Genomic DNA, 18,936 nt, shown 5'->3' on the forward strand with positions numbered 1-18,936 from the left:
TCAGAAGCCCTGGGTCAGTTGTTCAGCGATGGGGCCAAGGGCCAAGGTCGGCAGGAAGGTCAGGCCGCCCACCAGCAAGATGGTCACGGTCAGCAGCGCGACAAACAGCGGACCGTGGGTCGGAAAACTGTCCTGGCCAATCGGCGCGCTTTTCTTGATCGCGAGGCTGCCGGCCAATGCCAGCACCGGCAGGATGTAACCGAAGCGTCCGATCAACATGCCCAGGCCCAGCATCAGGTTGTAGAACGGCGTGTTGGCGTTAAGCCCGGCAAAGGCTGAGCCGTTGTTGGCACTGGCCGAGGTGAAGGCATACAGGATCTGGCTGAAACCATGGGGCCCGGGGTTGCTGACCGAGGCCACAGCACTGGGCAGTACGGCGGCAATCGCGCCCAGCACCAGCACCCCCACCGGCATCACCAGCAAGGTCACCACCAGCAGCTGGACTTCCCTGGCCTGGAGTTTTTTACCGAGGTATTCAGGGGTGCGACCGATCATCAGGCCGGCGAGGAACACCGCGATCAACACGTTGAGCAACATCCCGTAGAGCCCGGCACCGACGCCACCGAAGATCACTTCGCCGACCATCATGTTGAGCAGCGCCACCATCCCGGTCAGCGGGTTGAGGCTGTCGTGCATGGCGTTGACCGAGCCGTTGGAGGCCGAGGTCGTGGTTTCGGTCCACAGCACACTGCCGGTGGTGCCGAAGCGGACTTCCTTGCCTTCCAGCGGTGCGCTCTGCTCGACCAGCGGGCTGTTGAGCGCCGGGTTCGGCTGGTACTCGGCATACAGCGCGGTGCCGCCGCCGATCAGGAACAAGGCCAGCATGCAGGCGATGATTGCGCGGCTCTGACGCAGGTCCTTGACGTAATGGCCGAAGGTGAACACCAACGCCACCGGGATCAGAATAATCGAGGCCATTTCGAACAAGTTGCTCCAGGCGCTCGGGTTTTCGAACGGGTGCGCCGAGTTCACGCCGAAAAAGCCGCCGCCGTTGGTGCCCAGTTGCTTGATCGCAATCTGGCTGGCAGCCGGACCCAGCGGGATTACTTGATCGGCACCTTGCAGGGTTACGGCATTGACGTAATGGGCAAAGGTTTGCGGCACGCCCTGCCACACCAGCAGCAACGCCAGCACCAGGCACAACGGCAGCAGGCCATAGAGCGTGGCGCGGGTCATGTCGACCCAGAAGTTGCCCAGCGTGTGCGCCGAGCGGCGGCTGATACCACGGCACAAGGCGACCAGCACGGCCAGGCCGGTGGCGGCGCTGACAAAATTCTGCACGGTCAGCCCGGCCATCTGGCTGAAGTAGCTCAGGCTGGCTTCACCGCTGTAGCTCTGCCAGTTGGTGTTGGTGACAAAACTCACCGCAGTATTGAACGCTTGCGTCCACTCCTGCCCCGGCAACTGCTGGGGGTTGAGTGGCAAGTACGACTGAAACAGCAAAATGGCGAACAACAACACAAAGCCTGTCAGGTTGAAAACCAGCAGGGCCAGGGTGTACTTCTGCCAGCTTTGCTCACTGCCCGGGTCAACCCCGGCGATGCGGTAGCAGACCTTTTCGACGGGCCCCAATACCGGGCTCAGCCAGGTGCGCCGGCCCTCCATCACCTTGTAGTAAAAACGCCCCAGCCAGGGTGCGGGCAACAGCACCAGGGCAAAAAAGGCAAGCATCAGCCCATAGTCATAACTGTGCATACCCGCTCCTAGTTCCGGTCTGCGCGCAACAGCGCAACCAGCAGATAAACGAACAGCGCCACTGCCAGCAGCAGCGACCCCCCATCCAGAATGCCCATGACAATTCTCCCCAGGCGGCACCTGCCGCGTAGGAAGAGAGTGTGGGGAATCAGGGCGTAAAGGATCGAGATCGAGAGGGATGCGCGGGCGTAAAGAAGGTGTAAAAAAGCAGGGATGCCTGCCGTAGCAGCTGGCGAAGGAACGCGGCTGCGTTCGAGCGCGAAGTGGTCGTAAATCATCTGGATGCGGTGTAACTGACAAACCGCATTGGCCAAATTGACGACGGCTACGCCGCCGGACGCAGCCTTCGTCCCTCGGCAGCTGCTACACGTGGGTTAGGATCAGCGCAACAGCGGGCTGTCCAGTACCTCGGAGGCGCCGCCCAGCACGCTTTCGCTCAGCTGGATAAAGCTCGCGGTGTTGACCTTGTCCATGCGCATCAGCGCCTGGCTGACATCATCCAGCGAACGCTTGCTGTGGGTCTGCAAACGGATTTCACGGTCCAGTGCCTGCAACAGCGTGACTGCCCGCGCAACCATGGCCGCGTTTGCCTGTTCACCGCGCAGGCGGGTCACGTTTTTACCGGCAGCGTTGAGCTTGTGCTGCAGGGTTTGGTAACGCTCATCACTCATGCCGCCGGCGCGGCGCAGCAGTTCGATGGCGTAGTACTCGCCAAGGCCCTCGCCGATCCAGTCATGCCCCGGCTCATCGTTGATGCCGCTGAACAACTGCACCACCTCTCGCAATAACGGGCTGGAACCGCTCTCGCTGACCAGCGGCAAACCGCTATAAAGGTAGATCGAGTTGCGCCCCGCTGCACTGCCTTTCCACATCGGGCTGCCCGCGCCGACGATCAGCAGCTTGGGCGGGTTGCGCGGGAACACCGCCTGCACCTGCGGCCACACAAAGGTCAACAGGGTCAGCACATCCATGCGGTGCATGCCCTGCCCCTTGGGTGCGCTCACCGTGACCTCGGTTTCGCCCAGGGTGGTGCGGCGGCTGCCCAGGTTACCCGCGAGCATCCAGCCGGTGGGGCGATCAAACAGACGCGACACATCATCGATACGAAAGCGGTTTTTACCGATACGCGGCCAGGCGGTTTCAACGCTTTTCCAGCCTTTGGGCAGTTCGAATTCAAGCCGCGACACCAGCTCGACCCCATCCTGCTGATCGAGGCTGGCAGGCGGGATCAGTTGTTCACCGCGAAACAACGCCCAGTCAGGCGTGATCCGGGTGTCGTACGTGCCGTTCTTGCGCGGCTGGCTCAGGCGGACGCGGTAACTCAGGCTGGCACTGCCCGCTGGCGGATGCCACAGGCCCCGGCTATGGACCGGGTCGGGGCTCAGTTGCCATTGCCCGTCGGCCTTGAAGTCGCTGTAACTGCCCGGCGCGCCCAGGTCGAAATCCAGGCTGCGCACGGCAGAACCCTCGGCCAGGGTGATCCGCACCTCGGCCTGATCGCTTTTGGGCAACAACTGTACGTGGTAATCGAGCGCCACTTTTTGCCCAGCCCACAGCGGGCCCGCCGCCAGCAACAGCAGCAAACCCAGAGGCAATCGATAACGCAGCGGCATACACACTCCTTGCAAACCGCTCCGGTACTTAACCGGCGCGGAAAATCAAATGATCTTCCCAGTCATCTTCAGGCACGCTGCCTTCGGCCAGCATGCGCCCGGACTGTGAAATGCGCTCATGGTGGACAGCGTCCGGGTCGCCACACACCAGGTGATGCCACAGCGGCAAGTCCTTGCGCTCGCTCACCAGCCGGTAGCCGCAAGTCGGCGGCAGCCACTTGAACTCTTCGGCCTTGCCCGGCGACAGCTGAATGCAGTCAGGGACTGAATCACGACGATTAGGGTAGTCGGTGCACTGGCAGGTTTTCAGATCGAGCAGTTTGCAGGCGATGCGCGTGTAGTAGACGCTGTTGTCGTCTTCATCTTCGAGCTTTTGCAAGCAGCACAATCCGCAGCCGTCGCACAGCGACTCCCATTCCTCCTGATCAAGTTGATCGAGGGTTTTGCGGATCCAGAACGGTTCAACGATTGCGGCCATGGTTCAAACATCAACATCAGGGAGTGGAAAAGGCCGCCAGTCTAGTGCCCAAGACCCCGCGGGCCAAGGGCTTGTCGTCAGACTTGTCAGCTTGACGGCATCCCAGTAGTTTTAGCCCCTGAATTGAGCCGTTACATTTACCTCAGGAAACCGCCATGCCTGCTAGCAGCCGTAAAGCCGATCACAGCATTCACGAGCAATTTACCCAGCGCTGGTCGCCCCGCGCCTTTACCGATGCGACCATCGACAAAGCCACCCTGCTGAGCTTTTTTGAGGCGGCACGCTGGGCACCGTCGGCCTACAACGCACAACCCTGGCGCTTTCTGTTCGCCCTGCGCGGCACCCCGGAGTTCGACCGTTACCTGAGCCTGCTGGTGGAGTTCAACCAGGGTTGGGCCAAGCATGCTGCCGCGCTGGTGGTGATTGTGTCCAAGACCACCTTCGCGGCACCGGGCACCACCGAAGAAAAACCCGCACCGACCCACGCCTTCGACACTGGCGCCGCCTGGGGCCACCTGGCCCTGCAGGCTCACCTGAGCGGCTGGCACACCCACGGCATGAGCGGTCTGGATTTTGAACGGGCGCGCCAGGAGCTGAAAATCCCTGAGGGCTACCAGGTCCAGGCAATGGTTGCGATCGGCAAGATCGGTGACAAGTCGAGCCTGGTGGATTACCTGCAAGCCAAGGAAGTGCCAAGCCAGCGCGAACCGCTGAGCAAGCTGGTGGCTGAAGGCGATTTCAGCCTGTAACCCGGCTACAGAAATACTTCATCTTTGGGAGCGAGCCTGCTCGCGAATGGCCTTCGCGAGCAGGCTCGCTCCCACAGGAGTGGTTTGACCGGCAACAGAGTATCTACAGGGTCAGTAACCGCGGTCGAAATCCACTTCGCCACGCAATGCCTCACCCGCCTGATACGCACGCAAATTGTCGACAAACAGCTGGGCCATCATCGGTGGCGAGGTCGGCGCCGAGCTGTGCCCGGTCAACAGCAAGCCCCAGGCCGTCCAGAACGGATGCTTGGCCGGCAGCGGCTCCTGACGACAGACGTCAATCACCGCGCCCGCCAGATGCCCCACGCGCAAAGCCTCGACCAGATCGGCATCAACCACGGACACACCGCGCCCGGCATTGATGAATACGGCATTGGGATTGAACTGCGCAAACAGCTCGGCATCGTACACATCATGGGTGTCCGGGGTGTTGGGCAACAGGTTGATCACGTAATCCACCTGCCCCACCAGGCGCGGCAAGTCGCTCAGCACACCCACTTCCTTGAACGGTGCCAGCTCGCGGGCGGTTGTGGCGATGGCATGCAACTCAACGCCAAAAGGCAGCAGAAACTGCGCCACGGTCTGGCCAATATCCCCGGCCCCGACGATCAGCACCTTACGCCCGACCAGGCTCTGGCCCATGCGGTTATCCCACTTGCGCTCGACCTGGCTGACCAGCCGGGCCATGACTTCACGCTCGTGGCCGAGCATGTAGGTCAGAACGTATTCAGCCATCACCTGACCAAAAATACCCACGGCGCGGGTCAGTCGATAGTCACGCTTGAGGCCTTCGGCCAACAACGGCGTGATGCCCGCCCAGGTCGACTGCAACCACGCAGGCTTGTGGCCCTGGCGCAGCAGGGTCGCCAGCAGGTCCGGCTGGCCCAGCCACACCGGGCATTCACCGGCCATGCGCGACAGTTCCTCGGAATCGCCGCTGGACTGCAGTTGCAGATCCGGGGCGAGGCGCTGCAGCAGTTGGGTGTACAGCGGGTAATCGTGCTCGGCAATCAGGACGCGCATGTTTCTAACCTTTCCAAAACACTGCCAGCGCCCGTCGCCGAGGTTTGCCCCGTCGCGTTCGGCCAGCGCCAATCAAAATGAGTCCGTTTCAGACAGGCGCCCGGAACCGGGCACCTGGCGCCGCACTTACATCGGGTCGTTGCGACGCAACAGCTCTTCAGGCAAGTGCTCGATGTATTCGTCTTCGGCCGGCGGCATTTGCAGGTGATAGCCCTGGCTCTCGAGGTTTTCCAGAACCTTGGTGATGTCTTCGCGCGACAGCTTGCGCTCGGGCGTCAGCACCAGATCAAAGGCGTGGATCGGCTTGCCAAAAGCCAGCATCAGCGGTTCCGGCACGCGCTCCAGGGCATCGGCCTTGAGTACATACAGGTACATTTCGTTGCGTTTGGTGCTGCGGTAGATCGAGCAAATACGTTTCAAGACAGTTCTCCAGCGGTGGCCAGGCAATCGAGCAAGGCCTGGCCCATCAACTCACGGCGCCAGCCGCGCAGTGATTCCGGCAATTGATAAGGGCCATTGGGGAAGCCGCTTTTAAGCAGGGCTTCCAGGGTTTTCTTACGCAGCATCAGTTCCGGCGCAATGTTCAGGCGCTCAGCTTCAGCCTGGCCGATGGCACGCAGACGCTTGATCAGCAACGCGGCTTCAACCGGCAACGGCTCGGGCACGGCGGGCGGCCATTGTTCCGGCGGCAGACTGCCAGCACGCTTGATCAGATCAAGCAAAAACTCACCGTCCTGACGCACGGTGCGCGGGTGCATGTCTTCAATGCGCGCCAGTGCCACCAGGTTATCAGGCTGGGTTTTGGCCAGAGGCCACAATGCATGCTCGCGTATCACGCGGTTGCGCGGCAGGTCCCGGGCACGGGCTTCGTGCTCGCGCCAGGCGCAGATTTCACGCAATACCGCCAGTTGGGCCCGTGACAGCTTCCACGCCAGCTTGGCTTCGCGGTACACCTCGTAAGGATCTGTTTCGCGGCGCAGGTTGGCGACCAGTTCGGCGCCATCTTCCAGCACCCAGCGGTACTTTTCCGCCGACAGGCGCGGATGCAGCAACTTGTAGACTTCAGCCAGGTGCACGGCATCTTCGGCGGCGTAGCTGATCTGGGTTTCCGACAACGGACGCTGCAACCAGTCGGAGCGGGTCTCGCCCTTGGGCAGATCGATATCCAGGACTTCCTTGACCAGGCGCGAATAGCCCATGGAGAAGCCCAGGTTCAGATAGGCGGCTGCCAGTTGGGTGTCGAACAGTGGCACCGGCAGGCTGCCGGTCAGGCGCAGTAAAACCTCAAGGTCTTCACTGCAGGCATGCAGCACTTTGACCACCGCCTGGTTTTCCAGCAGGTCGGCCAGGGGCTGCCAGTTGTCGATGGTCAACGGGTCGATCAGGTACGCCCGCGTGCCGTCGCCAATCTGGATCAGGCCGGCAATCGGGTAAAAGGTGTCGACCCGCATAAATTCGGTGTCGAGGGCTACGAACGGCAATTGTTGCCATTCGGCGCAATGCTGGCCGAGGCTATCGTTGTCGCGAATCCAGTGAATATCGATGGCCACACGGCTCTCCCTTGAAGAATGGCGCGCAGTATATATCGCCGCCAGGGATTACCGGACATTGCCTCGTCATGTTGTGCGCGAAAAAACCTACGAAACTTCCATATAAAACCCGCATCCATAGAGTGATTTCCTCTATAAATTGCCTGGCTCAACGCCATTGAAGATTTGTTACAACACATTATGTGACAAGCCAGTCGGGCCACTGTGAGCGGGCACGAGTAGATTTGCGCACTAAAAACCGAGGATACCCCATGAAAATGACCTGCAAACTGTCAGCACTGGCACTTTCGCTGATAGGCCTTTGCTCTTTTGCCAGTAGTGCACTGGCAAAGGGTTCTGACCTGGATGCAGTGGTGCAAAACGGCGCCAGGCACGTAATGCAAGAATACGCCGTGCCCGGCCTGGTCATCGCCGTGAGCGCTAACGGCAAGCAACACTTTTACAGCTTCGGTGTCGCGTCCAAGGCCAGTAAAGAGCCAGTGACCCCCGACACACTGTTCGAGGTTGGCTCGGTCAGCAAACTGTTTACCGCCACCCTGGCCACTTATGCTCAGGCCCAGGGCAAGCTTTCGCTGTCCGATACCGTCGGCAAATACGAGCCGGAACTTGAAGGCACACCCTTTGGCAAGGTAACCCTGGCCCATCTGGCCACCCATACTGCAGGCGGCTTCCCTTTGCAGCTGCCGGACAGCGTGCAGGACGAGCGCCAGTTGATGGATTACCTCAAACGCTGGAAACCCGCCTACCCGATGGGCACCCAGCGCAGCTACGCCAATCCAAGCATCGGCATGCTCGGCGTGATTGCCGCCAAAAGCCTGAACCTGCCGTTCACCCAGGCAATGGAGCAACAACTGTTCCCGGCACTGGGGCTGCACAACACCTACTACACCGTGCCCGCCAGCAAAATGACGTTGTATGCCCAGGGCTACGACAAGCAGGATGCACCGGTCAGGCTTAACTCCGGCGTGCTCGGCAATGAAGCCTATGGCGTGAAAACCAGCGCCCGCGACCTGATCCACTTTACCGAGCTCAACCTGGGCCAGGGCGAAACCAGCCCGCAGATTCGCAAGGCTCTGGCTGACACGCACACCGGTTATTTCCGCGTGGGTCCCATGACGCAGGATCTGATCTGGGAGCAGTACCCTTACCCTGTCGAGCTCAAGTCGCTGCTGGCGGGCAACTCAAACAAGATGGCTTATGAAAACAATGGCGCCATCGCCCTGAATCCGCCTCTGGCCCCACAACAGGCGGTATGGGTCAACAAGACCGGCTCAACCGGCGGCTTTGGTGCCTACGCGGTGTTTGTGCCTGCCGAGCAAAAATCGATCGTCATTCTGGCCAACAAGAACTACCCCAACGACGCACGGGTCAAGTTGGCATACGAGGTGCTCAAGGCCCTGGACTAAATGTCCTTGCGCAAGATGTAGATGCTGCCCATGCCACAACCGGGCAGCACTTCGTACTGTTTGAGGATACTGAAGCCTGCCCGCTCAAATTGACCTTCAATTTCGTCCTTGTTCACCACGATACGGAGCGGGTCACAGCCCTGCTCCGCCGTACGACCAAGGGGCACAGAAAGGATCAGGCCGTCACGACTGACCCTGTGCAGCTCGCGCAAAATGGCCTGGCGATGATCGCTGTCGCGCACATGGTGGAACAACTGCATGCAAAAAATGCAGTCCACGGCGTTTTCCGAAATATCGATGGAAAACACCGAGCTTTGAAACAGCTTGATGCGCGCCAGCAGGCCGGCGGGATGGTGGGTTTGTGCGTGATCGAGCATGGCCTGCGACGAGTCGCAGGCCAGGATCACCCGATTGCCATGCTCGGCCAAAATCGGCCAGAAACGCCCGGCTCCGCAAGCCAGATCCAGGATCAGTCCAGGCTCGCCCGCAACCTTGAGCGCCCGGCGCACCAAGCGCCGCTCGCGCCACAACACGAACCTGCGGGCAAGCCCTTGGGGCTGTACTTGCAGGCAAACCTTCGCATGCTCGCGGTCAAACTGCTCGGCGAGCTCATGCTCTATAGGGGTGGAAGGTGGCTGCGATGACATGGGCCCGCGAACTCTTGTGTTTGATGATGATCAACGCAGAGATTATCGGGGCACCAGTGAAAAAATTGTCACAAAACCATGAAAACAGGCGGGTCACGCCTGCTGCAAATACCAGCGCCAGTCCTGCTCGCCCACTTCGCCCATGAATTGACGGTATTCCGCGTTTTTCACGGCCAGGTAGACCTTGAGAAACTCCGGACCGAAGGCTTCTTTTGCCCACTCCGAAGCCTGCAACGCCCGCAAGGTGGTCAGCCAGTCGGTCGGCAACCGCTCGCTGGCCTGGGCATAGCCATTGCCTTCGACCGGCGCACCCGGGTCGAGTTGCTCGCGAATGCCACGATGGATTCCTGCCAGAATAGCTGCCGCGGCCAGGTACGGATTGGCATCGGCACCACATATGCGGTGTTCGATATGCCGTGAAAACGCCGGACCACCGGGCACCCGCAGGCTCACCGTACGGTTGTCCACGCCCCAGGTAGCGGCCAGCGGCGCATAACTGTTGCTCTGGAATCGGCGGTAGGAGTTGGCATTGGGGCAAAACATCAACAGTGAATCGAGCAAAGTGCTGAGCATTCCGCCCACCGCCTGCCTGAGCAACGGCGTACCGTCCGCAGCCTCGCTGGCAAACAGGTTGTTGCCGTCCTTGTCGGCCAGGCTCACATGCATGTGCATGCCGGTACCGGCCAGATCATCGAAAGGCTTGGCCATAAAGCAGGCAACCATCCCGTGCTTGTGCGCCACGCCTTTGACCAGGCGCTTGTAGCGCACCGCTTCGTCCATTGCCTGCAGCGCGTCACTGCGATGTTCCAGGGTAATTTCCACCTGCCCCGGCGCATATTCGGAAATCGCCGTGCGTGCAGGTATCCCCTGGAGCTTGCAAGCGCTGTACAAGTCGGCCAGAAACGGCTCGATCTGTTCCAGCTCGCGCAAGCCGTAAACCTGGGTCGCCCGCGGGCGCTGGCCATCAGCATCACGGGCCGGTTGCGGGCGACCGTTGCTGTCGCGCTGCTGATCGAGCAGATAAAACTCCAGCTCCGCCGCCATCACCGGGTAATAGCCATCGGCCTTGAGGCCGTCGATAACCTTGGCCAGCAAGTGCCGGGGGTCGGCCACTGTGGCGGGCATGCCCTGTTGGGGATGCATGCTGACCTGTACTGCCGCCGTGGGAATCAGGCGCCACGGCATGGGCTGCAAACTGCCGCTGACGGGATAGGCACGGCAGTCGATATCGCCCACATCCCACACCAGGCCGGTGTTTTCCACATCATCGCCGTTAATGCTCAAGCCCAGAATCGTGCTCGGCAGCGGCCGACCGCTCTCGTAGACCGCCAGCAACTCGTCGCGGTGCAGCAACTTGCCGCGAGGCACGCCGTTATTGTCGATGATGAACAGTTCGAACATCTCGATGTGGGGATGTAATTCCAGAAAATCCAGGGCTTGTTGCAGCGGGGCAAACGCGGTTGCAGCACTCATGGCAATACTCATCGGTTCGTATCAGACAGGCGCCGGGGCGCACATATTCAGGATTTGACGGCACGATGAAGATCCGGCGGGCGGGCATGACGGCAGTGAAACAGGGCCCAGAAGGCCTGCCAGGGGCACTGAATGCTGCTCATACCTGCAACCGTTGCCAAAAAGGGAACCCAGCCTCACACGCCCGGGTGGGTTGTTTAAATGCAGGGATTTATACCTTTGGTTACATCGGCGCTAAACAATCAAGTCTCTGTGGGAGCGGGCTCTGTGAACGTTTCAATCCCCGGCAAGGTCGCATGCAGTGTCTATCCTGCTTGATCCACCCTACTGCTTCGAGGAGCCCGCACCATGACCAGAACGGTTGCCGATTTCATCACCGAAACCCTGCAGCAAGCCGGCGTAAAGCGTGTATTTGGCGTGGTGGGTGATTCCCTCAATGGCTTTACCGACGCCTTGCGTCGCCAGGAGCAGATTGAGTGGATCCATATGCGCAACGAGGAGTCCGCCGCATTCGCCGCCGGGGCCGAAGCCCATTTGACCGGCGAGCTGGCGGTATGCGCCGGCAGCTGTGGCCCCGGCAACCTGCACTTGATCAATGGCCTGTTCGACGCCCATCGCAGCGGAGTACCGGTGCTGGCACTGGCCGCTCACATTCCCGGCAGCGAAATCGGTATCGACTATTTTCAGGCCACCCACCCCGAAAGCCTGTTCAAGGAATGCAGCCACTACGTTGAACTGGTGTCCCGCCCTGAGCAGCTGCCGCAGATTTTGCATCGGGCCATGCGCACAGCCATCGCCAAACGCGGAGTGGCGGTGGTAGTGATTCCGGGGGATGTGGCGCTGCAAGCGACCGAGGCCAAGGTGGCGCAATGGCTCAAGCCTGCCCAGCCGCTGGTCTGTCCCGCCCCGCCCGATATCGACCGGCTGGCGTCGTTTCTCAATGACGGCAAGAAAGTCACACTGCTGTGCGGCGCAGGCTGCGCTGGTGCCCATAGCGAAATCCTGGCCCTGGCCGAGCGGTTGAACGCGCCCATCGTGCATGCCCTGCGCGGCAAGGAACATGTCGAATACGACAACCCCTATGACGTCGGCATGACCGGCCTGATCGGCTTCGCCTCGGGTTACAAGGCGATGATGAACTGCGACACCCTGCTGATGCTGGGCACCAACTTTCCTTACCGCCAGTTCTATCCCGAGCACAGTTATATCGCACAAATCGACCTGCGCCCCGAAGCCCTGGGCAATCGCTGCCCGCTGCAACTGGGGCTGCTCGGTGATGTGAAGCTGACGCTTGAGGCCGTATTGCCCAAGGTGATGCAAAACCCCGACCGCGACCACCTCGACCAGGCGCTGGACGATTACAAAAAAGCCCGGGAAGACCTCGACGCCCTGGCGGAAAGTGGCCCTGGCAGCTCTATCATCCACCCCCAGTACCTCAACCGGCTGGTCAGTGAGCTGGCGGCAGAGGATGCGATTTTCACCTGCGACGTTGGCACCCCCACTGCGTGGGCAGCCCGCTATTTGAAGATGAACGGCAAACGGCGCCTGATCGGCTCGTTCAACCACGGCTCGATGGCCAATGCCATGCTGCAGGCCATCGGCGCACAGGCAACATACCCGGATCGCCAGGTTATCTCGATGTCCGGCGACGGTGGTTTCACCATGATGATGGGTGACTTCCTCACCCTCAGCCAGGTGGGCTTGCCGGTCAAGGTCATCGTGCTCAACAACGGCACCCTGGGTTTTGTCGAAATGGAAATGAAGGCAGCGGGCTTCCCGGATGTGGGCTGCGACCTGAAAAACCCGAACTTTGCGGCAATGGCCCAGGCCATGGGGGTTAAAGGGATTCGCGTGGAGCATCCATCCGAACTGGAAGCGGCGCTGCGCGAAGCCTTCGCCCATGACGGCCCGGTGCTGGTGGATGTGGTCAGCGCCCGTCAGGAGCTGGTCATGCCGCCGACCAAGACCTTCGAACAGGCCAAGGGCTTCAGCCTGTTTATGCTCAAGACCGTGATGGACGGCCGCGCCCGGGAGCTGATCGACCTGGCCAAAGTCAATTTGTGGCGCTGATTAACTCTCCAATAACCACAGTACTTTGTGGGAGCGGGCTTGCTCGCGATGAAATTGACGCGGTTTACCTGACAGACCGCGCCGCATGCATCGCGAGCAAGCCCGCTCCCACAGGGAGACCTTGACCGGAAACAGAGTTTCTACACGATTGAAAACCGCTACAGCTTGCGATCACGAGCAGCTCTCGCCTAATATACGTTCCATATACATTTCATATTGGAACGCTGATGGGCATCGTCAAGATATCCGAGCAGATGCACGAAAACCTGCGGGTCGCCAGCAACGCGCTGAGCCGCTCGATCAATGCACAAGCCGAGCACTGGATGCGCATTGGCATGCTGTCCGAACTGCACCCCAACCTTGATCACAACCAGATCTGCCGCCTGCTGGTGCGGGCCGAGCAGGCTGGCGGCCTGGACTTGAATGTGGCACTGCAAGACACCCCCCTCGCAACCGGAGCACATTCATGAAGGCCAGCGTCGTTATCAACACCCCGGCGCAAATCGCCCAGTCCAAGGTCGCGGGCAAGCTGGCCGCCGAAGTGCTGGCCATGATCGCCGAGCACGTCAAGGCCGGGGTCACCACCGACCAGCTCGACCGGATCTGCCACGATTACATCGTCAACGTGCAAAAGGCCATCCCCGGCAACGTGGGCTATCACGGTTTCCCCAAAACCGTATGTGCTTCGGTCAATGAAGTGGTATGTCACGGCATCCCGTCCAACCGCGTGCTGCGCGACGGCGATATCGTCAATATCGATATCGCCGTGGTCAAGGATGGCTGGTTCGGCGATACCAGCCGCATGTACTTTGTCGGCGAGCCAAGCCCCGCAGCCCGGCATCTGGTGAAAACCACCTACGACGCCATGTGTGCCGGGATCCGCATGGTCCGCCCGGGCGCAACCCTGGGCGATATCGGCCACGCCATCCAGACCCTGGCCGAGAAAGAAGGCTTCAGTGTGGTACGCGAGTATTGCGGCCACGGCATCGGCAAGGTCTATCACGACGAACCGCAGGTGCTGCACTACGGTTATCCAGGCCAGGGCATGAAGCTCAAGACCGGCATGATTTTCACCATCGAACCGATGCTTAACGCTGGCAAGCGCCATGTGAAGACGCTGCCTGACCACTGGACTGTCGTGACCAGGGATGGCTCGCTGTCGGCCCAGTGGGAGCATATGGTGGCCGTGACTGACGACGGCTTTGAGGTGCTGAGCCCGTGGCCGGACACCCTGGCCGAGTACCCCGCCATCGTTTGACGGGCCACTGCACAGGGACGGCGCCATGACTGTTGAAAGCTACGACCAACTGGCGATCTTCGCGGTGGTTGCCCAGGAGCGCAGCTTTACCCGCGCCGCCGCCCGCCTGGGCATGTCGCAACCGGCCCTGAGCCGGGCCATGCGCCAGCTCGAGGAACGCCTGGGGGTGCGCCTGCTGGCGCGCACTACCCGCAGCGTTGCCCCGACCCAGGCGGGCGAGCACCTGCTGCAGGTGATCGCCCCACGCTTCGACGAGATCAACAGCGAGCTGGCGCTGCTCAGCAAGTTCCGTGACCGGCCAGCGGGCAAATTGCGCATCACCGCAGGGGAGCATGCGGCAATTGCGGTGCTGCAACCGGTGCTGGCGCGGCTGCTGCCCGACCACCCGGACTTGAGCATCGAGATTATCGTCGACTACGGCCTGACCGATATCGTCGCCGAGGGCTTCGATGCTGGCGTGCGCCTGGGCGAACAGGTGGCCAAGGACATGATTGCCATGCGCATCGGGCCCGATATGCGCATGGCGGTGGTCGGCTCCCCCGCTTACTTCAGCCACTACCCCAAGCCGGTGATCCCGGCCGATCTGATGGCGCACAACTGCATCACCCTGCGCATGCCTACCCACGGCGGCCTGTTTATGTGGGAATTCGAAAAAAACGGCCAGGCACTCAACGTGCGGATCGAAGGCCAACTGGTGTTCAACAACATTGCCATGCGCCTGGAGTCAGTCCTGCAGGGGCTGGGCCTGGCCTATATGCCGGAAGACGTGGTACGGCCCTATATCGAGCAGGGCCGCCTGATCCGTGTGCTGGAGGACTGGTGCGAACCCTACTCCGGCTACCACCTCTACTACCCGAGCCGACGCCAGTCCTCCCCGGCCTTCACCCTGCTGCGTGAAGCCTTGCGCTACCCAGGCTGAGGAGGTGCCAGCTCACGGCTTTGCCCGTCCACCCCGCAGCCAGCATGGCGGGGCTCTGAAACTTAACGGTCCTGGTATTGCTCATCCGTCACTTTCTCCATCCAGGTCACGCTTTTACCGTCCACGCTGCCGGTGACGGCCAGATGAGTCATGGCACCGTCCGCTGCGGCGCCGTGCCAGTGTTTGACGCCCGGTGGGCAAACCACCACATCGCCGGGGTGAATCTCCTGCACCGGCTTGCCCCACTCCTGGGTCAGTCCCACGCCGGACACCACCACCAGCCGCTGCCCGGCCGGGTGAGTGTGCCAGGCGGAGCGGGAGCCCGGCGCAAAGGTGACGTAGGCGCCCGAAGCGTTGATTTCCTCGCTGGCGGCAAACAACGGATCGACCCGTACCTGCCCGGTAAAGTAGTCCTCGGGACCCGCTGTCGAGGCCTGGTCGGCGCTGCGGGTGATCTGCTGCGCCCGGGCCTTGTCGTCAACGGCTGACGATCCGGCGGCACCCGCCAGGGGGGCCGCAACACACATGGCAAGTGTCCACAGTGTCCGCTTCATGCAAACCTCCCGGAATCAGAGTGTTCTGGCATAGAAATCAGCCAGCTGGTTAATGGCAGTGTCCACATATTCAGGCACCCAGTAGGTCTGGATATGGGTCGCACCATCGATCTTGAACAGTGTCTTGTCCTGGGTGCCCGTGGCCCTGGCGAACGCCTGCTCGGTCATATACAGGGTGTCGGCCTTGCTGCCGGCAATCATCAGCAACGGTTTGTTGAGCAATTCGAGCTGGTTGGTGGCGTCGAAACTCATCAGGTCCATCAGGCTGCTGAGGGTGTATTTGAAGGTCGAGTTGGGGTGGGAGTGGGTTTTGCCGTAATACTCGAAACCTTCGCGATACAGATCAAAGGGCAGCTTGGCGATCTGCTCGTCGATGAGTTTGACATCGCCGGTGTAGATTACTTCGCCACCTGCCGCTTCCTGGGCACGGGCAGCGGAGGCCTGCTGCAGACGCTCCTGGAGGGTGTCCAGTTGCGAATCCATAAAGCCATTACGGCGTACCAGCCCTGAATTGAACATGCTCACAGTGGCAATCGACTGGAAGCGCTTGTCGCTCTGCCCGGCTTTCAAGGCATAGCCACCGCCGCCGCAGATACCCAGCAAGCCCAGACGTTGGGGGTCAACACCGGGGTAACTGGCAATAAAATCGGCCATGCCGTGGATGTCTTCAACACGGTTGGCAGGCTTGTCCACGTTGCGCGGCTGACCGCCGCTGGCGCCCTGGTAGGCGGCGTCGGCGGTGATGGTGATATAGCCCCTGTCCGCCAGGCGCTGGGCATACAGGCCCGCCACCTGTTCCTTGACCCCGCCGTTGGGGTGCGCGACGACAATGGCGGGGTATTTCTTGCCCGCATCGTAATTGGCGGGGGTGTACACATTGGCGGCGATGTCCAGGCCATTGAGCTTGTAGGTGACCGGGTGGATATTGACTTTGCCTGGCTCGTTGCGAGTGATCGCACCCGCGTAGGTCAGGGTGAACGGGTTGGTCTTGTAGTCCCCCGCCTCCGCGGCGGACATGCCGACCATTGCGGCCATAAACGTGGCTTTAAGCACCGTAAACGTCACAGGAATCTCCCTTTCAAGTTAAAACTTCTGTAGGAAACGGCCACCAGAGGTGTGCGCGTATTCAATACAGAAGTAACTTAGCGCGTAGGAATTCATTGATAAACGCGGCTTTATTGATAGCACTTATACCAATTACGCATAAATCCACCGACTGGTGATTGGCACCCGCCGTCGGCCGCAAGTGGGCGATAGCCGCAGCTCAGCAATTATTCTTGTTTACGGGTGTGACAGAGCGCTCACCCCTACCTACTCTGCTAGTGACCTGCGCACCGCCAGGTTCTGGAGTCCAAACCTCTATTCAAGTTTTTTTGCGCTTATCGAACATGCCCATGACCGACAGCTTTAAACCATCACGCCCATTGCCCGTAAACCTGCGCGGCCTGATCCTCTGCATTGTTCTGGCGTCAGTCCTGGCGACCCTGTGCAACAGCCTTGTGGTGGCCTATCGCGTACAACGCGACGCCCTGATCCATTCGACCCTGGAGTCCAATGCTGCCTATGCGGCAAAAGTTGCCTCCAGCATTGGTGAGTTCTTGCGCGCAGCCCACAACAACCTGAACTACAGCGCCAAAATCCTCGGCAAGCACTGGGACGATCCCCAGGTGCTGCATGAAGAAGCCTTGAGGCTGGAGGCACAGGATCAGTATTTCAACTCCGTCGAAATCCTCGATGCCAACGGCAAAGTCCTGGCCTCGAATCCGCCACAGGCGCAGATTGTCGGTTCCAACGTCCCGGCCAGCGGTATCAGGCAAGCACTCCAAGAGCGCCGGGCACTGGTCAGCTCGACCTATGTATCCCGCCAGGGCAACTTGATCGTATTCGTATCAGAACCTGTTTTCAGCAAGGCCGGTGTGTTTCTCGGCGCCGTGGTCGGGTCTATTTACCTGCTTGATCAAAGTGCCTTGCACACCGTCATCAGCAGCCACTTTCATCACGAAGGCACTTTTGCGTTTGTGGCCGACAGCAATCGTCGACTGCTCTACCACCCCAATCCTGCGCGTATCTCTGAAGTGCTTGGTGAAAACCTTGCGGTTGATGCGGCCCTGGGCGGCGAACGCGGTTCGATGGAAATAAGGAATTCCGAAGGCGTCGAAATGCTGGCAGGTTACAGCCAGGTCCCGGACTCAAATTGGGCGGTAGTGGTGCAACAACCCAGGGAGCATAGTCAGGCGACCTTGCGCCGGCTTATGCACGACATGATCATGGGCATGATTCCGGCCGGGCTTCTGGGGATGGTACTGGTATTCGTCGGCACAACGCTGATCGCCCGGCCCCTGCGCCTGCTGTCTGCCGCGGCGCAACAGTTGTCCGCGCCGCAGACTACGGAGTTGCTGCAACGTATCAACGCCTGGTACCACGATGCTTCGGCCATCCGCCAGGCCATGCTGGCGGGCGTGCAACTGCTGCAGCAAAAGCTTGGCCGCCTCAGCCACGAGGCGCAAAGTGACCCTCTCACCGGCCTGGCCAATCGCCGGGCCATGGAAGAACTACTGAGCGTGCTGGAGCAGACCCAGCAGCCCTACACGGTACTGGCGCTGGATATTGATCATTTCAAGCGGGTCAATGACACATTCGGGCATGACGCTGGCGACGTTGCACTCAAGCAGGTTGCCGAAATCCTCAAGCAAAACTCTCGGGCAAACGACCTGGCATGTCGCAGCGGTGGGGAGGAATTTTCGCTGCTGCTACCGGATACCACGCAAGAAACGGCCAGAGCCATCGCCGAACGCATACGCCAAAGCATCGCAGACGCTCGCATACCGCAAGTCGGCAACCTGACAATCTCCATAGGTGTTGCCAGCAAGGCAGGCGCGCCAATGACACCGCAGCAAGTACTAAAACTGGCCGACGAACGCCTTTACCGCGCCAAGGAAAGCGGGCGCAACCGGGTGGTGTCTGCCTGAGGGGAAATTGGCACCGCATTTATCGACGCCCACGAAAACCCCTCAAATATTAAATAATTTCAGCTAGTTAATTAACCATCCGTGCCGCACTCACCTGCGGCACACCTGCCCTTCTCTGAAATCCAGCAACACACCAGTGCCGGCTGCCCGTTTAGTTTTTTATCTTTATACCGAGTGAACATATACAAATACGAGAGCAAAAATCAGAGACGCTCTGAAAGTTCAACACGCCCATCGCAACTTAAGATAGCAAGCATTTTTTTTCCGTTAGAGACAAAAGGTACTGCCCACCAATTATTATGGCTGTCATATGTCGCACTACCGTCCGCAGAATAGTCCACAACTCCATTTGCCCCTGGATTACGCTGTAAATGGCTTCGAATAGAATGTTCAAAAAAAACACGATCTGCTTTGGAACAGGAAACGTCAGAGTCTCCATTACACCCTTGCAGAACTAACCCCATCATCGCAACTGCAGCGCCTACCATTGCGCTAACCCCTGATCTAGCCA

17 protein-coding genes and 1 pseudogene are annotated in these 18,936 nt (G+C 60.2%); 7 read left to right on the forward strand and 11 right to left on the reverse strand.

Annotated features, from left to right (window positions below; genetic code table 11):
- From kdpA to ACP7BE_RS07900, 4 genes are all read right to left on the reverse strand, one after another.
- Positions 1–1,695: a potassium-transporting ATPase subunit KdpA gene (gene kdpA, locus ACP7BE_RS07885; protein WP_095002171.1), complete on the reverse strand. Its 1,695-nt coding sequence runs from the start codon at positions 1,693–1,695 to the stop codon at positions 1–3.
- Positions 1,696–1,703: 8 nt separating this feature from the next.
- Positions 1,704–1,793: a K(+)-transporting ATPase subunit F gene (gene kdpF, locus ACP7BE_RS07890; protein ID WP_426105449.1), complete on the reverse strand. Its 90-nt coding sequence runs from the start codon at positions 1,791–1,793 to the stop codon at positions 1,704–1,706.
- A 282-nt stretch (positions 1,794–2,075) separates the two neighbouring features.
- Positions 2,076–3,308 carry a hypothetical protein gene (locus ACP7BE_RS07895; RefSeq protein ID WP_095026097.1) on the reverse strand — a complete coding sequence of 411 codons (1,233 nt, stop codon included), beginning with the start codon at positions 3,306–3,308 and terminating at the stop codon, positions 2,076–2,078.
- Between the two features lie 28 nt (positions 3,309–3,336).
- The gene (locus tag ACP7BE_RS07900; protein WP_016780096.1) at positions 3,337–3,786 is read right to left on the reverse strand and encodes a YcgN family cysteine cluster protein; all 450 of its coding nucleotides are present in this window, start codon (positions 3,784–3,786) and stop codon (positions 3,337–3,339) included.
- A 155-nt stretch (positions 3,787–3,941) separates the two neighbouring features.
- Between ACP7BE_RS07900 and ACP7BE_RS07905 the strand changes: the two genes are divergently transcribed.
- The gene (locus ACP7BE_RS07905) at positions 3,942–4,535 is read left to right on the forward strand and encodes a nitroreductase family protein (RefSeq protein WP_016780095.1); all 594 of its coding nucleotides are present in this window, start codon (positions 3,942–3,944) and stop codon (positions 4,533–4,535) included.
- 111 nt (positions 4,536–4,646) lie between these two features.
- On the opposite strand, the gene ACP7BE_RS07910 is transcribed toward ACP7BE_RS07905, so the two are convergent.
- The 3 genes from ACP7BE_RS07910 to rnd all read right to left on the reverse strand — a co-directional run bounded on the left by ACP7BE_RS07910 (position 4,647) and on the right by rnd (position 7,129).
- A complete protein-coding gene (locus ACP7BE_RS07910; RefSeq protein ID WP_095002173.1) occupies positions 4,647–5,579 on the reverse strand; it encodes a D-2-hydroxyacid dehydrogenase in 933 nt (310 codons plus the stop codon).
- Positions 5,580–5,705: 126 nt separating this feature from the next.
- Entirely contained in the window at positions 5,706–5,999 is a 294-nt protein-coding gene (locus ACP7BE_RS07915) for a YcgL domain-containing protein (RefSeq protein WP_095002174.1), read from the reverse strand.
- The gene (gene rnd / locus ACP7BE_RS07920) at positions 5,996–7,129 is read right to left on the reverse strand and encodes a ribonuclease D (RefSeq protein WP_095002175.1); all 1,134 of its coding nucleotides are present in this window, start codon (positions 7,127–7,129) and stop codon (positions 5,996–5,998) included. The genes ACP7BE_RS07915 and rnd overlap by 4 nt, the downstream gene beginning before the upstream one ends.
- 251 nt (positions 7,130–7,380) lie before the next feature.
- On the opposite strand from rnd, the gene ampC reads away from it, so the two are divergent.
- Positions 7,381–8,535 (forward strand): class C beta-lactamase, encoded by a 1,155-nt coding sequence (ampC, locus tag ACP7BE_RS07925; protein ID WP_426105453.1) that lies wholly within the window; start codon positions 7,381–7,383, stop codon positions 8,533–8,535.
- On the opposite strand, the gene ACP7BE_RS07930 is transcribed toward ampC, so the two are convergent.
- Both ACP7BE_RS07930 and ACP7BE_RS07935 read right to left on the reverse strand, forming a co-directional pair.
- Positions 8,532–9,182: a class I SAM-dependent methyltransferase gene (locus tag ACP7BE_RS07930; protein WP_153328443.1), complete on the reverse strand. Its 651-nt coding sequence runs from the start codon at positions 9,180–9,182 to the stop codon at positions 8,532–8,534. The two genes, ampC and ACP7BE_RS07930, sit on opposite strands and share 4 nt — an antisense overlap.
- 93 nt (positions 9,183–9,275) lie before the next feature.
- Complete coding sequence (locus tag ACP7BE_RS07935) at positions 9,276–10,655, reverse strand: glutamine synthetase family protein (RefSeq protein WP_095002178.1); 1,380 nt, start codon at positions 10,653–10,655, stop codon at positions 9,276–9,278.
- Positions 10,656–11,003: 348 nt separating this feature from the next.
- Here ACP7BE_RS07935 and poxB point away from each other — a divergent pair, with 348 nt between their 5' ends.
- From poxB to ACP7BE_RS07955, 4 genes are all read left to right on the forward strand, one after another.
- The gene (gene poxB, locus ACP7BE_RS07940) at positions 11,004–12,725 is read left to right on the forward strand and encodes a ubiquinone-dependent pyruvate dehydrogenase (RefSeq protein WP_150628745.1); all 1,722 of its coding nucleotides are present in this window, start codon (positions 11,004–11,006) and stop codon (positions 12,723–12,725) included.
- 227 nt (positions 12,726–12,952) lie between these two features.
- The gene (locus ACP7BE_RS07945; protein WP_016780087.1) at positions 12,953–13,195 is read left to right on the forward strand and encodes a ParD-like family protein; all 243 of its coding nucleotides are present in this window, start codon (positions 12,953–12,955) and stop codon (positions 13,193–13,195) included.
- Positions 13,192–13,983: a type I methionyl aminopeptidase gene (gene map, locus ACP7BE_RS07950; RefSeq protein ID WP_095002180.1), complete on the forward strand. Its 792-nt coding sequence runs from the start codon at positions 13,192–13,194 to the stop codon at positions 13,981–13,983. Before ACP7BE_RS07945 ends, map begins: the two co-directional genes overlap by 4 nt.
- Positions 13,984–14,008: 25 nt before the next feature.
- Positions 14,009–14,902, forward strand: coding sequence for a LysR family transcriptional regulator (locus ACP7BE_RS07955; protein WP_095020281.1), 894 nt, complete (start codon positions 14,009–14,011; stop codon positions 14,900–14,902).
- Between the two features lie 74 nt (positions 14,903–14,976).
- Here ACP7BE_RS07955 and ACP7BE_RS07960 read toward each other — a convergent pair.
- Both ACP7BE_RS07960 and ACP7BE_RS07965 read right to left on the reverse strand, forming a co-directional pair.
- A pseudogene (locus ACP7BE_RS07960) lies at positions 14,977–15,456 on the reverse strand ((R)-mandelonitrile lyase); the annotation flags it as partial.
- Positions 15,457–15,471: 15 nt separating this feature from the next.
- Positions 15,472–16,521 carry an alpha/beta hydrolase gene (locus ACP7BE_RS07965; protein WP_095002183.1) on the reverse strand — a complete coding sequence of 350 codons (1,050 nt, stop codon included), beginning with the start codon at positions 16,519–16,521 and terminating at the stop codon, positions 15,472–15,474.
- Positions 16,522–16,850: 329 nt separating this feature from the next.
- On the opposite strand from ACP7BE_RS07965, the gene ACP7BE_RS07970 reads away from it, so the two are divergent.
- Complete coding sequence (locus ACP7BE_RS07970; RefSeq protein ID WP_095002184.1) at positions 16,851–18,425, forward strand: sensor domain-containing diguanylate cyclase; 1,575 nt, start codon at positions 16,851–16,853, stop codon at positions 18,423–18,425.
- Positions 18,426–18,936: the final 511 nt, after the last annotated feature.

The organism is Pseudomonas sp. TWR1-1-3, from assembly GCF_049896805.1.
GTDB lineage: Bacteria > Pseudomonadota > Gammaproteobacteria > Pseudomonadales > Pseudomonadaceae > Aquipseudomonas > Aquipseudomonas bubulae.